The sequence below is a fragment of the Actinoplanes sp. NPDC048796 genome (assembly GCF_040650035.1).
Taxonomy (GTDB): Bacteria; Actinomycetota; Actinomycetes; order Mycobacteriales; family Micromonosporaceae; genus Actinoplanes.
On sequence record NZ_JBEZGO010000005.1, the window covers coordinates 423649 to 437235 of the forward strand.

10 protein-coding genes and 1 pseudogene are annotated in these 13587 nt (G+C 71.5%); 2 read left to right on the plus strand and 9 right to left on the minus strand.

The window, feature by feature from the left end; translation table 11 throughout:
* Window positions 1-12 precede the first annotated feature (12 nt).
* The 6 genes and pseudogenes from AB0C26_RS23650 to AB0C26_RS23675 all read right to left on the minus strand — a co-directional run.
* Window positions 13-165: pseudogene (locus AB0C26_RS23650) on the minus strand (SAM-dependent methyltransferase); the annotation flags it as partial.
* A 28-nt stretch (window positions 166-193) separates the two neighbouring features.
* Window positions 194-2482, minus strand: a complete 2289-nt coding sequence (locus AB0C26_RS23655) for a bifunctional diguanylate cyclase/phosphodiesterase (RefSeq protein ID WP_360251198.1) — start codon at window positions 2480-2482, stop codon at window positions 194-196.
* A 96-nt stretch (window positions 2483-2578) separates the two neighbouring features.
* Window positions 2579-6223: a S8 family serine peptidase gene (locus tag AB0C26_RS23660; RefSeq protein ID WP_360251200.1), complete on the minus strand. Its 3645-nt coding sequence runs from the start codon at window positions 6221-6223 to the stop codon at window positions 2579-2581.
* Window positions 6224-6369: 146 nt separating this feature from the next.
* Window positions 6370-6591 carry a hypothetical protein gene (locus tag AB0C26_RS23665; protein ID WP_360251203.1) on the minus strand — a complete coding sequence of 74 codons (222 nt, stop codon included), beginning with the start codon at window positions 6589-6591 and terminating at the stop codon, window positions 6370-6372.
* A 221-nt stretch (window positions 6592-6812) separates the two neighbouring features.
* On the minus strand, window positions 6813-7814 hold the full coding sequence (locus AB0C26_RS23670) for an NAD(P)H-dependent glycerol-3-phosphate dehydrogenase (protein ID WP_360251206.1): 1002 nt from the start codon (window positions 7812-7814) through the stop codon (window positions 6813-6815).
* 21 nt (window positions 7815-7835) lie between these two features.
* Complete coding sequence (locus tag AB0C26_RS23675; RefSeq protein ID WP_360251209.1) at window positions 7836-9653, minus strand: hypothetical protein; 1818 nt, start codon at window positions 9651-9653, stop codon at window positions 7836-7838.
* 401 nt (window positions 9654-10054) lie between these two features.
* Here AB0C26_RS23675 and AB0C26_RS23680 point away from each other — a divergent pair, with 401 nt between their 5' ends.
* Window positions 10055-11005: an AraC family transcriptional regulator gene (locus AB0C26_RS23680; RefSeq protein WP_360251212.1), complete on the plus strand. Its 951-nt coding sequence runs from the start codon at window positions 10055-10057 to the stop codon at window positions 11003-11005.
* Here AB0C26_RS23680 and AB0C26_RS23685 read toward each other — a convergent pair.
* Genes AB0C26_RS23685 through AB0C26_RS23695 form a run of 3 tightly spaced genes read right to left on the minus strand, consistent with a single transcriptional unit; the run spans window position 10983 to window position 12706 of the window.
* Window positions 10983-11780, minus strand: coding sequence for a tyrosine-protein phosphatase (locus AB0C26_RS23685; RefSeq protein WP_360251215.1), 798 nt, complete (start codon window positions 11778-11780; stop codon window positions 10983-10985). The two genes, AB0C26_RS23680 and AB0C26_RS23685, sit on opposite strands and share 23 nt — an antisense overlap.
* A gap of 33 nt (window positions 11781-11813) precedes the next feature.
* On the minus strand, window positions 11814-12248 hold the full coding sequence (gene paaI / locus AB0C26_RS23690; protein WP_360251218.1) for a hydroxyphenylacetyl-CoA thioesterase PaaI: 435 nt from the start codon (window positions 12246-12248) through the stop codon (window positions 11814-11816).
* Window positions 12248-12706, minus strand: a complete 459-nt coding sequence (locus AB0C26_RS23695; RefSeq protein WP_360251221.1) for a hypothetical protein — start codon at window positions 12704-12706, stop codon at window positions 12248-12250. The genes paaI and AB0C26_RS23695 overlap by 1 nt, the downstream gene beginning before the upstream one ends.
* Before the next feature lie 115 nt (window positions 12707-12821).
* On the opposite strand from AB0C26_RS23695, the gene AB0C26_RS23700 reads away from it, so the two are divergent.
* On the plus strand, window positions 12822-13586 hold the full coding sequence (locus AB0C26_RS23700) for a hypothetical protein (RefSeq protein WP_360251224.1): 765 nt from the start codon (window positions 12822-12824) through the stop codon (window positions 13584-13586).
* Window position 13587 lies beyond the last annotated feature (1 nt).

The window sequence follows — 13587 nt, forward strand, 5'->3', positions numbered from 1 at the left end:
CGACCTCGCGCAGGACGACCGCGCCACCACCGTGATGTCCGGGTAGAACTCCGCGAACTGGTCACCCACCTGCCGGTCGACCGGGAAGTTGTCCGTGCCGCCCAGCCAGTGGTTCCAGACCCGGGCCGAGTGCGGGACACCGGTGTCGAACTGAGAGTCGGTCATGCCGGCCGATTCTCATGTGGACAGGTCGTCACCGGGCGCCGCCGAGGCGGCCTGAGCCGGCCGACTGTTGATGGGCCAGCAGGCGGGAGACCTCGGCCGCGGGCATGGGGTGGGCCAGGTGGTAGCCCTGGCCCAGCGTGTAGCCGAGCTCGCGGAGCGTCGTCACCTGTTCCGGGCTCTCGATGCCCTCGGCCACCGTGTCGAGGCCGAGGGCGTGGGCCAGCTGGATGACCGCCCGGGCCACCGCCTGGCGGGCGCCGGCCGCCGCCGGGTGGCCGTCGTCGATCTCGATGCCGTCGACGAAGGACTTGTCCAGCTTGACGATGGCGGCCGGGAAGGCGCGCAGCAGGCTCAGCGAGGACTCGCCGGTGCCGAAGTCGTCGAGGGCCAGGCGGATGCCCATGCGGTCCAGCTCGTGGAGGGCGCGGGAGACCTGCTGACCGCGCAGGACCGCCGACTCGGTGACCTCCAGGACGAGGCGTTCGCAGGGCAGGCCGCTGTCGGACAGGGCCTCGGCCACGTCGGCCACGAAGTCCGGGTCGTGCAGCTGGCGGGCCGAGACGTTCAGGCCCGCCTCGCGCGGGGCGTCGGGGCCGAACTCGGCCAGCCACTCGGCGGCCTGGCGGCAGGTCTCCCGCAGCACGAAACGGCCCAGGGGCACGATCAGGCCGGTGCGCTCGGCGGCCGGGATGAACTCGGCCGGAGCCACCTCGCCCCGCGTCGGGTGGTGCCACCGCAGCAGCGCCTCGACGCCGAACAGACGGGTGCCGTCGAGGCGCATGATCGGCTGGTAGACCACCCGGAACTCGTTGTTGTCCAAGGCTCGGCGGAGCTCGCCGCCGAGTTGCATGTGGGCCAGCACCGGCTCGCCGAGGCCGTCCACGTAGCGCACGAAACCGGCCTTGCCCTGCTGTTTGGCCGTGTACATGGCCACGTCGGCCTCGCGCAGGACCGAGTCGACGGTCGCGCCGGGTGCGGCGGTCGCGATGCCGATGCTGGCCTGGACCAGCAGCCGGTGTTCGCTGATCGGGTGGGCCAGGGCTCGCAGCAGGCGCACGGCCAGCTCTTCGGGTTCGGCGCCGGAGCAGGTCAGCACCGCGAACTCGTCGCCGCCGACCCGGACCGGCAGGCCGTCGCCGCCCACCTCGGCCTCCAGCAGCCGGGCCACCGAGACCAGCAGGTGGTCGCCGACGCCGTGGCCGAGCAGGTCGTTCACCGTCTTGAAGTCGTCCAGGTCGATCAGCAGCACCGAGGCCCGGCCGGTGGTGGTCAGCGCGTCGGCCAGCCGGTCCCGGAACAGCGCGCGGTTGCCCAGGGCGGTCAGCCCGTCGTGGCTCACCTCGTACTGCAACCGCTCCTCCTGGGCCTTCGCGTTGCGCAGCAGGCGGGTGTTCTCGCGGGACGTCAGGTAGAGCCGCACCATCACCAGGCCGGTCACCGCGACGGCGGCGATCAGGGCGACCCGCACCGGCCAGCGCAGCGGTTCCCCGAGCGCGACCGCGATCAACGGCACATCGACCAAGATCATTGCCAGGTACGGAAGGAGCACCCCGACCCGCGCGGGCGGGCGAAGGCCGTGGTCGGCGCGGGTCTGCGCGGCCACGCCGAGGGTGATGAGCAGCGGGGCCAGGGGCAGCACGATCGCCTGGGCCGGGACGCTGGCGATCAGGCCGAACCGCACGGCCAGGACGGCCGTGGCGGCGGCGGGCACGCCACCGGCGGCCGCGATGAAGCGGATCGCCACGCGGTCGACCGGGCCGCCGGCGATGTACGAGGCTTTCGTGGCCGCGCCGACCGCGATGAGCAGGCCCAGCCCGACCAGCACGGTCGCCTGCCGGCTCAGCGATTCGCGGGCGGTCAGCATGGGGGCCAGGCCGATGTACCACAGCACGGCCGCGCAGCCGAGGAAGGCGATCATCCGGTCGAGCACCATGGGCCACCGCTCGGTGACGCCGGCCGGGGCGACCGGCACCCGGGCCAGGGCAGCCATCGCGATCAGGAAGCCCAGGGCGGCGACGGCCGCGGCCGGGGTCGGCATGGCCCGGGTACGCACCTCGTCGGCGTGGGCCAGCGAGTCCACGGCCAGCCAGCCGTACCCGACGGTGATCAGGCCGATGGAGACGAAAACGGCCCGCCAGAACGGGTTCCGGCGGGTCAGGTGGTAGAGCGACGCGGTCGCGAGGGCACCGCCGACCGGGACGAAGACGTACGCGGTCGTCTCGGCGCCGATGCCGGCGCCGAGATAGGCCACACACCAGGCGGTGCCGGCGGCGGCGACCGCGGCGGTGGCCCGCACGTAAAGCGCTTCCCGCGTCACGCGCCCGACACTAGTGCGTCCGAAGTGGAGAAGATCTCCCCCGAACGTTCGAGGGGCCGGGCCGCGACGGGGGGATGCCGCGGCCCGGCCGGCCGGTCACTTCAGGCCGAAGGCCCTGGTGATCGTCTGTTCGACGCTGTTGCCGTACGCGTCCTTGGCGCCGGTCCTGAGCGTCACGTGCTGGGCTTTCCTCGGTGCCCGCAGGTCGGCCGTCCAGCCGTCCCTCGTCTGGTGCAGCCGCTCGTGCGTCCAGGTGGCGCCATCGTCGTACGACACGTCAAGCGTGACCGTCCTGATGGCCTTGGTGCTCGGGCCGCCGCTCAGGTGGGACGGCACCACGGTGATCGCGGCCGACCGGGAGGCCTGGTGCGCGATGTCCGTGTCCACCTGGTAATCGAGCTGGATGAGCGGCAGGCGGGCCGTCTTCGCGTCCGAGAAGAAGTCCCACGTCGTCCGGGTCAGCGACGAGTACGGGTAGGACGTCGTGTCCCGCTTGGTCGTGGTGACCAGGCGGTACGGGAGACGCTGGGGGCTCAGGCCGGAGTTGCTGTCGATCCAGTTGTACGAGTTCTGCTCGAGCACCTTGGCGCCCTGCGACAGGGTCGCCGTCATCTCGCCGCCCTCGGGGAAGGCCACACCGGCGTGGTTCGCGCCGGAGTCGCCCCAGCCCGGGATCTCGGCCACGATCCGGCCGCCGTCCCGGTACGGGAGGGTGACCCCGTCGTTGATCCGCGGGCGCTGGATCGCGCCCAGCCACGTCTCGCCGGTCCGGCTGCCCGCCCGGTAGGTGGTGGTGCCGCCGACCTGGAACGAGTACCGGTCGTCCATGTCGGTCGACCACGTGACGCCGTCCTGCGCGGTGACCCAGTCCGTCCGGAACCGCTCGGACCGCATCAGCGCCGTGGAGCCCACCTTCACCGGCAGGTCCGGGTTGTAGTCGAACCGCTTCTCGGAGATCTCCCGGCCCGACGTGCTCTGGAAGTCGACGTCGACCCGGGCCAGCTCCCGCTCCGACGGGCGGTAGGTGACCGACTTCGGCACGGCGCCCGGCCAGTAGCGGACCAGGTCGTACAGGTAGTCGGTGGTCGGGTCGGCGGTGACCCGCAGGCTGACCTTGCCCTGGGCGAGCTGGGCGATCAGGCGCTCGCCGCCGTCCTTGGTCAGCGACACCACGGCCAGCTTCGTCTTCGAGGTGGCGTCGTAGTAGCGCCCGGCCTCGGTGTTGACGATGGCGAGCGCCGCGGCCCCCGCCTTCTCGGCCGCCGTCACCTGATCGTCGAGGTCGGCACGGCGTACGACGGCGATCCGGTCCTTGACGTCGACCCTGGCGAAGTCGGCGGTGGTGCCGTTGCCGGCGAAGACCGCCGCCAGCTGCCGCGTGCCCTCGGCCGGCACGGTCGAACCGGGCAGCACGAGCAAGTCGTCGAAGGAGTCGCCCAGCGACAGGACCGGCTCGGTCTTGCGCCAGCGGGCGGTCACCGACATCTTGCCGTCCCGGGCCTTCTGGCCCGGCGTGACCCAGACGCTGTCGTAGTAGCGGGGAATGATGAAGGAGTCGGTGGCCTTGGCCGTGTCGCCCAGCTCGCGGTGGAAATCGAGGCGGAGCTCGGCGGTCGCCGACGCCTTGGGGGTGATGGCCTGGACCTCGCGGGTGGCGGCGGCCTTCAGCTCGACGGCGGTGTCCTTCTCGACGACGACGGTGGGCGCGCTGACCAGGGCCATGCCGCGGGAGTTGGGGCCGTGGCCGCCCTCGACGTCGCCCCACATCCACACCGCGTAGCGGCCGTCCGGCACGAGCACGTCGATCGGGCTGCCGTCGAGGGTGAGGAAGTTGTAGAAGGAGCCCGCCGGGTCGCCCTCGCGCAGCATCATGATCTCGCCGGGCATGGGCTCGCCGCCGCGGCCGGTGGGCGTGACCCTCAGGTGCCGGGGCTGATCCTCGGTGCTGATGCCGATGACCGTGTCGGCCACGCGGCCGCCGCCGGCGCCGGTGGCGACGACGCTGCCGGTGAAGCGGCCCTTCGGCTGTGCGCGGCCCAGGTCGGCGGAGACGGTGACGGAGGCGGTGCCGTTGGCCGGCACGGTCACCCGCGACGCCGAGAGCTCGGCGTCCTTGAGGTCGCCCTGCACGGCCAGGTCCAGCGCGGCGGCGGTGGCGCCGGTGTTGGTGTACGTGATCTGGCGCTCGACGGTGCCCGACGGCTCGTCCTCGGCGGGGTGGATGCCGAGGTAGGCGGTGGCGGTGGCGAACACCGTCGCCTTGGTGGTGGCGGCGATGTCGAGACGTCCGCTGCCGGCCTCGTACGGGCTGTAGTCGGGTGTCTGTCTGGCCGTGCTGACCAGGGCGTCCTTGAGCTGCGCACCGGTCCAGCCGGGGTGCTGGGCGGCGAGCAGGACGGCGGCGCCGGCCACGTGCGGCGTGGCCATCGAGGTGCCGCTCATCGTCTGGTAGAGGCCCTCGCCCTCGGAGGCGTACTGCGACCGGGCGGCCAGAATGCCGACGCCGGGCGCGGTGATCTCGGGCTTGAGCGCGCCGTCGACCAGTCGCGGGCCCCGGCTGGAGAAGTCGGCGAGGTGGTCGTCGCCGTCGACCGCGCCCACGGTCAGGGCGGCGTCGGCCGCGCCGGGCGATCCGACGGTGGTCTCGACCGGCCCGCTGTTGCCGGCGGCGATGACGAACAGCGCCCCGGTCTCGGCGCTGAGCTCGTTGACGGCCGCACTCATCGGGTCGGTGCCGTCGGTGGGGTCACCGCCCAGGCTCATGCTGACGACCTTGGCCTTGCGCTCGCGCGCGGCCCACTCCATGCCACTGATGATCCAGGAGTCCTGACCGGACCCGCCGTTGTCGAGCACCTTGCCGATCTCGAGGTCGGCGCCCGGCGCGACACCCTTCTCCGTGCCGCCGGAGGCGGCGCCGGTCCCGGCGATGGTGGAGGCGACATGCGTACCGTGGCCGTGCCCGTCGGTGACGTCCTCACCCGGCACGAAGCTCTGGCTCGACTCGATCCGGCCGGCCAGATCGGGGTGCCCGGCGTCGACGCCGGTGTCCAGGACGGCGACGTCGACGCCCTGGCCGGTGTTCCCACCGGCCCAGACTTCCGGGGCGCCGATCTGGGCCACGCTGTCGGCCAGGGCGGCGTGCACCTTGCCGTCCAGCCACACCTTGGTGATGCCGTGGGCGAAGGAGGGGGTCTTCGCTTTCGCCTTCGCGGCTGCCGGGGCGCTGGTCAGCGAGGTCCAGAAGTCCTGGTCGCGGTCGGCGCTCACCGCGCTGCCGTTGATGCTGGGCAGGGCGCGCACTTCGGTGCCGCCCTCGGGCAGCGCGCCGGCGCCGCGCTTGGCGGCCGAGTTCGCGTACCCGAGGATGACCGGCAGCCGGACGGTGGCGGCGTCGCCGTAGCCCTCGCGCAGCAGGTAGGTCACATTGAACAGGCGCTTGTCGAGCAGCCCGGCGCCGACGTAGGGCAGGGCGCTCTCCGGGTAGACGTAGGTGTCCGGCCCGACGGTGGTGATGTGCGCGCCGACCTGCTCGCCGCCGGGCCCCTGCACGGTGGTGACACCGGGCCGGACGGTGACCTTGTCACCGGTGATCAGCGTGATCGTCGTACCGGCCGGACCCGCGGTGCGCTGCGGACCGGGTGCTGCTGCTTGCGCGTGGGCGGGCGCCGCCGGGGTCACGGCCAGCGCGGTCACGGCCGCCACGATGAGCGGCACGGACCGGCCGAAGGGGGATTGCGTCAACGGAACACCTCGACTCGTTCAGAGGCCTGAAGTGCTGATGACGCTACGACAGCCGTGATCGATAGCGAGTTCGTCGATCCACCGTGTTAACAATCCCGAAACCGAATACGCAGTCCCCCGAAACACCACCATCCGGCCGGCATCGGTCAGACGAGCCCCGGCGCCTCGGCCGGCACTCCCTCCCCCCGCGCGACATCGAGCATCCGTTTGTCGTATGTGATGAGCGTGTCCAGCGCATCGCCGAGAGCCTGGGCACCGGCCACATGGATAGCGTCAAGCGTCCGAAGGGCACCCGGCAGATGGGCTGCCGCGTCGCGGACTTCCTCGGTAAGAAGAATTTCCGTGAAGCCGTTGACGAGGTCACGCATGAGATGGGGATAGTCGCCGACAGATCATCGATCGTCCTCGGCCCGGGCCTCCAGCAGCAGATCGAGCGGCGAGGCGTCAGCAGGAACGTCATATGACGGCAGTCGGTCAAGGTCAGCCGTCGTCGTCGCTTTGAGACGGATCAGTCCCTTGGCAACCAAGGGCGAGTAGCGACCCAGACCACCGGCACCTGGCAGCAGTACGGCGATGACCTTGCCGGGGGTCAGCCGGGCTCGGACTCGTGGCCGGCCGGGTGGGTGCGGAGCAGGCCCTCGTAGGCGCGTTCGGCCGTCATGTCGCCGGTGACGACGCGGTGGATCGTGCGGGTGATGGGCATGGCCAGGTCGTGGCGGTCGGCCAGCTGGACCGCCGCGTGTACGGTCTTGACGCCCTCGGCGACCTGGCCCATCTCGGCCAGGATGTCGTCCAGGCTCCGGCCACGGCCCAGCTGCTCGCCGACGTACCGGTTGCGGCTGTGCGGGCTGATGCACGTCGCCACCAGGTCGCCCATGCCGGCCAGCCCGGCCAGCGTGCTCGGCTCGCCGCCCAGCGCCACCGCCAGCCTGGTCAGCTCGGCCAGGCCGCGGGAGATCACCCCGGCCCGGGTGTTGTCGCCGACGCCCAGGCCCTGCGCGATGCCGGTGGCGATGGCCACGACGTTCTTCAGCGCTCCGCCGATCTCGCAGCCGATCACGTCGTGGTTGGTGTAGACGCGCAGCAGGCCCCGGCGGAACACCCGCTGGATCTCGGCGGCGACGGTCAGGTCCTCCGTGGCGATCACCGTGGCCGCCGCCATGCCGGCCATGATCTCCTTGGCCAGGTTGGGGCCGGTGAGCGCGGCCGCCGGGTGCCCCGGCAGCACCTGCTTGATCACCTCGGTCATCCGGAGCAGCGAGTCGCGTTCGAGGCCCTTGCTGAGGCTCACCACCGGGATCCACGGGTGCAGGTCCGGCCGTACCCGCTCCAGGGTCTCGCGGAACGCCCCCGTGGGCACGCCGACCACGAGCAGTTCCGCGTGTGCGGCCGCCTCGGCCAGGTCGGCGGTGGCGCGGAGCCGGTCCGGCAGCGGGAAGCCCTCGAGATAGCGCTCGTTGGTGTGCTTGGCGTTGATCTCCTCGGCCGCGGCCTCGTTCCGCGCCCAGATCAGCGACTCGTGATCGCGGCGGGTGAGCACCGACGCGACAGTGGTGCCCCAAGAACCCGCGCCCAGCACGGTGATCCGCATAATTCCTCTTTCGCCCGGCCGTCACCCCAGTCGGTACAGTATGGCGCTGCCGATCTGTTCGCGGGTGATGCCGAGCCCGTCGACCGGCCGGTTGGGCAGCCCCTCCCACGGTGTTCCGCCCAGCCATTCGGGCAGGACGACGACCGACTTGATGCCGGCCGCCCGCAGCGCCTCGATGCTCGCCGTGTCCGGGAACGACATGCTGATCGACCGGATCCGCTCCTGACCGGTCGGCACGAAGGTGACCACGCCGTTGGGTATCCGCGGGAACCCGTTCGTGGTCCACAGCATGATGGACATTTCCAGGCTTCCGCCGCTGGGCAGCACCAGCACGGGCTCCTGCGCGGCCGCCATCGCGGCCGGATAGCGCAGCACCTCGGGGTGCGGGGTGGTGTTGACCCCTTCGGCGACGACCAGCACGAGCGGGATCACCAGGGCGAGCCGCAGCACGGCGAACTTCCCGCGGGCCAGCACCCCGGTCTTCCACGGCGCGATGGCCCGCGCCTGGGCGACGAAGGCGCTGACCGCGCCGGCGGCCAGGATCGCCAGCAGCAGCGAACTCCACACCGTCATCCGCCCGGGTGTGCGCAGCGCGGCCCAGCCCGGCAGGTGCTTGGAGAGGGTCAGGTAGCCGGGGTCGCCGTGCCAGGGCAGGTTCGCGCCGAGCGTCAGCACCACCGCCACGGCGACGCCGAGGGTCAGCAGGATCCGGTGCCGGACGCTGAAGACCGAGACGAACACCCCGACCGTGGCCAGGGCGATCAGGGTCACGCCGGCCAGCAGCGCCATCTCCGGCGGCCACAGCAGCTCGGCGCGGGCCCCGGCGTGCCGGTCACCCCACAGCCACGACGATTCGGGCGCGATGAACAGGCCCCGCCAGGCCGGCGAGTACATCTCGGTCCAGTTCAGCCCGCGGTCGGCCTGCGGGTGCATCTCGACGACACGGGCGAAGGCGATTCCCATGTACGTGGTGACAGCCCCGAAGCACACCCCACCGATCAGATCGGCCGCCAGCAGCCGCCGGCCGAAGGGCGGACGGCCGCGCCGCCACCAGATCCAGCCGTAGAAGGCGGCGACCACGAGACAGATCCCGATCATCACGTACGCGAAGGCGAGCCCGATGGCCAGCCCGAGGGTGATCTGCCAGGCCCCGACCAGCCAGCCGGCCAGCGCCCACCACGGGCTGTGCCGTTCCGGGCGATGACCGCGGCGCAACGACCAGCCGTGCCCCCGCGCGATCATGGCGAGGCTCAGCGCGATGCCGCCGGTGGAGATCACGTTGAGGTGCCCGGCGTGCGCGAGCCGCCAGGGTGCGTAGGCCCAGACGACACCGGCCACCGTCGCCCCGAGCGGGTGGGCGCCGAGCTGGCGGGTGAGGGCGTACGCCCCGATGAAGGCGAGAGCGTGCACCAGGACGTACAGAATGTTGTAGCGCAGCACGGCCGCGTCCATACCGGACCCGATCATCCCGAACGGCGCGTACCCGAGCACGGTGTCGGTGAAGGCCAGCGAGTGCGGGTCGGGGTAGAACGTGTTGGAGTCCCACAGATACCAGGGATTGGTCAGCAGCGCGTGCCCACCCCAGGCCACCTGCCAGGCGAACAACGCCGGATCACCGATGTCACCCGGCACGGTGTGCCGCGGGTCCCGCAGCGTCGGCCAGGTCATCGCCACGGCCAGCGCCAGCCCGCCGAGGATCACCAGAATCCACTCACGCCGGCCCCAGACCCGCCTCAGCAGCCCCGGCGACGCCGCCTCGGGAGCGCTCCCATCGGCAGCCCGCTCCCCGTCCACGGCGACGGTGGCCACACCCTGCGACGGACTTTCCGTTCCACTCACCGAAGCCCCCGCACTCCCGACGCGACGCATAGCGACGACATTGTCACATATCGATGCCACTTCGCCGCCACCCACACCCACAACTTCAGGCAGGCTGTCTTCCCCAGCACCCGAGAGCGACGAGGGACGAGCCCATGGCGGCCCTCAGCATCCGCGACCTGGACGAGTTCGTCAAAGAGAAGCTCCCGCTCCATGGAGGCCGAGATTCGACCTCGCGGCGGCTGCCGCCGACGCAGACCTGGTCGCCGGCCGCGGAAGGGACGGCACGCGATCAGCGGACTCGACGGCCAGGTCGCCGCGATCCGCCGTTCTCGAGCCGCGACCTTGCCACCCGCAACACAAAGGCACGCGCTCGGCCGAGACGCCTCGATTCCCGGCGTCTGTGACCGACACTGTGCGGTATGGACGTGCTGACGGGGCTGCTGGATGGGGCTCGGGCTCGCGGGGCCTTTCTGTTGCGGTCCGTGCTGGATCCGCCCTGGGGGCTGCGCATTCAGGACGAATCGCCGCTCTCGCTGATCACACTGGTCAAAGGGGAAGCCTGGATCCGGCGTGCCGGGGAGCCGGACGCGCGGATCGGGGTGGGCGATGTCGCCGTGGTCAGCGGGATTCAGCCGTACGACATGGGGGATCAGCCGGGACGCCCACCGCAGGTGATCATCCATCCGGGGCAGCGCTGCGAAGCGGTGGACGGCACCGAGATGCGCATGACCGGGCAGGGGGTGCGGACCTGGGGTGCGGCGCCGGACGGGGCGACCGTGATGATCAGCGGGACCTACCAGATGCACAGCGAGATCGGGCGGCGGCTGCTGGACGCGCTTCCCGGGGTCCTGGTGCGGCCGGCCGAGGCCGGCGATCGGGCGCTCATCGACCTTCTCGTACGGGAGATGGCCGGCACCGAGCCGGCGCAGGATCTCGTACTGGACCGGCTGCTCGACCTCGCGCTCGTGTCGGTGGTGCGGTCCTGGCTGTCCTCACCGGACGACGGCAGGCCGGGGTGGCTGCGCGCGCAGGGCGACCCCGTGGTGGGCCCCGCTCTGCGCCTGATTCACGACGACCCGGCGTACGGCTGGACGGTCTCCTCCCTGGCCTCGAAGGCCGGGGCCTCCCGGGCGGCGTTCGCCCGCCGCTTCACCGAGATCGTCGGGGAGCCGCCGATGGCGTACCTGGCGGGCTGGCGCCTCAGCCTCGCGGCCGACCTGCTGCGGCAGGGCGACGCGACGTTGGAGGCGGTGGCCCGCCAGGTCGGGTACGGCAGCGCGTTCTCGCTGAGCAGCGCCTTCAAACGGCTCTACCGGACCAGCCCGCAGGAGTACCGGCGGCGCGAGGTCACCCCAGCAACCGCGACCTGATCGCGGCGATGTCGGCGTCGGTCAGCATCAGCCCCTGGCGCAGGTAGTTGTCGAAGCTGCCGTAGATGGAGTTCACCTGGGCGAACGCCGCCCGCAGCCAGGACACCTCCACGGCGTCGCTCCGGCCCAGGTAGGTGTTGCTGGCCAGGAAGTCCTGCTCCACGGTGGCCCGCGGCACGCCGAGCAGGGTGAGCAGCACGGCCGTGGCCCAGCCGGTGCGATCCTTGCCGGCGCTGCAGTGGAGGACGAGGCCGCCGGAATGGTGACCGACGGCGTACAGCACGTCGTGGAAGGCGTAGTCGGCGCCGACGAAGTTGACCATGAAGGGGTAGCCGATGGACTGGCCCAGGTCGGACGAGCCGGAGAACAGCCCGGCGGCGAGCGCGGCGGCCAGGGTGGCGGCCGCGTCCTTGTGGAAGCGCAGCCCGTGCGCGAGCGAGACCACGTCGGCGACCTGGTAGGTGACGCCGGCCGGGACCTTGTCGGGTTCCTGCGCGCGCTCGGAGACGTTGCGCAGGTCGAGGTCGAGGGTGATGCCGCGCGACACGACGACCTGCTGCTCGGCCGGGGTGAGGTTGCTGAGCTTGTTCGAGCGGAAGACGACGCCGGTACGGACGGTGCGGCCGTCGGCCGTGGTGTAGCCGCCGACGTCGCGGAAGTTGGTGGCCGAGGCCAGGTGCAGCGATCGGTCGAAGTCGGCGCGGGCCGGGGTGGTGACTCCGCCGACGGCGACGGTGACGGCGATGGCGGTGGCGAGGAGGGCACGACGCTTCATGCCGTCATCCAAGGCGTTCGAAGTGACGGCTTTCTATCCCGCAGGCGTCGGAGGCGTGTCGATCGGCCGGCCGAGGGAGCGGCTGCGACCGCGGAACTCGGCCAGCACGACGCCGTCCTCTCGGGTGACCGTCACGTCGTAGAGGCCGGAGCGGCCGCGGCGGGCCCGCTCGGCCGCGTGGGCGCGGAGCCGGTCGCCGGCGTGGCCCGCCTCGAGGATGGTGATGTCGAAGCCGCCGGCGACGGTCATCTCCCCGTACGTGTTGCAGGCGACCGAGAACGCGGTGTCGCACAGGGTGGCCAGCAGGCCGCCGTGCAGCAGGCCGTAGCCGTTGACCATGTCGTCGCGGACCGTCATGGTGACGACCGCGCGGCCGGGACCGACCTCCTCGAGTTCCATGCCGAGCGACCGGCTGGCGCCGTCCCGGCCGAACATGCGCTCCGCGCCCCGCAGGGCCGGGCCGGTCATCAGGCCGAGCCGGCGGCGGCCTGCTGGGCCTGCCACATGGCGATCTGGACGCCCACCACGAAGATCTGGATCGGCAGGGGCATACCGGGCAGGTCGGCCTCGATCGTGCCGGACCAGGCACTCGTACGGCGCAAGGATCCCACCTTGACACCGGCCGAGAGCAAGTCCTGCTGGGTGCCCCAGAGGGAGGCGCGGCGGAACTCGTGGACGACGCCGCCGGCGTGCACCGACCAGTTCTTGCGGCCGGCCCGCTCCACCAGGGCGACCGGGTTGTCGCCCTGGTCTAGCATCGTGAACCGGCTGCCCCAGGCGTTCGACCGCACGGTGAACCGATGACCGTCGACCTCGAACTCGCCCCCGGTACGCCACCACGACGGGTCCCACTGGGCGACCTCACGGCCGTCGGCGACCATCCGGTACTGGCCGCGCCACACGCTTTTCCTCTCGGCGGTCAACATGCCCCCGAGGTTAGACGGGCCGCGCCAGGGCCACATGACCGTTCGGCCTGCTCGCGGCCGCCGAACGGCCCAACGCTATGGTGATCGCCGCGATTTCAGAACGGGGATATAAAACATGAAATTCCGACCTACAGCTGTGGTGCCGCTCGTCCTGGCGTCGGCGCTGGCGCTGACCGCCTGCGGCAGCAAGGACGACACCGCGAGCGGGACCAAGCCCGCCGCGCCCGTCTCCGCCGCGCCGGCTGCTTCATCCGCTCCCGCCGCGAGCGCGCTCGACGCGCTCACCGGCGAGCAGATCCTCAAGAAGGCCCAGGCCGCCCTCAAGTCGGCGAAGTCCTACCACGTCGCGGGCACCATGGTCGACGAGGGCGAGAAGATCTCCCTCGACCTGAAGATCGCGGGCACCGACACGGTCGGCTTCCTCCAGATGAAGGGCGGCAAGATCGAGCTGCTCTCCGTCGGGAAGCAGAAATTCTTCCGGCCCAACCCGGGCTTCTGGACCCAGCAGCTCGGCAACGACGGCAAGGCCGTGGCCAAGCTCGTCGGCACCCGCTGGGTCAAGATCGACCCGAGCGACAAGGACACCGCCGCCATGTTCGAGATCACGAACATGGCGGAGACCCTCACCGCCGACGGCCCGGTCAAGAAGACCACCACCAAGGTGATCGACGGCAAGAAGGCGCAGGGCCTGACCGACTCGGTCGACGGCAGCAACGGCACGCTGTACGTGGCCACCGAGGGCGAGCCCTACCCGCTGCGCCTGGAGGGCCCGAAGCCGGCCGACGGCAGCCTGAACTTCACCGAGTTCGGCAAGACCTTCACCGAGATCAAGGCTCCGGCTGCCGCCGACGTCTTCGACATGAAGAGCATGGGCAAGTAGG

Coding starts and splice junctions, on each gene's coding strand:
- AB0C26_RS23680 (WP_360251212.1), top strand. CDS start 10,055: ATGGACGTGCTGACGGGGCTGCTGGATGGGGCTCGGGCTCGCGGGGCC.
- AB0C26_RS23670 (WP_360251206.1), bottom strand. CDS start 7,814: ATGCGGATCACCGTGCTGGGCGCGGGTTCTTGGGGCACCACTGTCGCG.
- AB0C26_RS23700 (WP_360251224.1), top strand. CDS start 12,822: ATGAAATTCCGACCTACAGCTGTGGTGCCGCTCGTCCTGGCGTCGGCG.
- AB0C26_RS23665 (WP_360251203.1), bottom strand. CDS start 6,591: ATGCGTGACCTCGTCAACGGCTTCACGGAAATTCTTCTTACCGAGGAA.
- AB0C26_RS23685 (WP_360251215.1), bottom strand. CDS start 11,780: ATGAAGCGTCGTGCCCTCCTCGCCACCGCCATCGCCGTCACCGTCGCC.
- AB0C26_RS23695 (WP_360251221.1), bottom strand. CDS start 12,706: ATGTTGACCGCCGAGAGGAAAAGCGTGTGGCGCGGCCAGTACCGGATG.
- paaI (WP_360251218.1), bottom strand. CDS start 12,248: ATGACCGGCCCGGCCCTGCGGGGCGCGGAGCGCATGTTCGGCCGGGAC.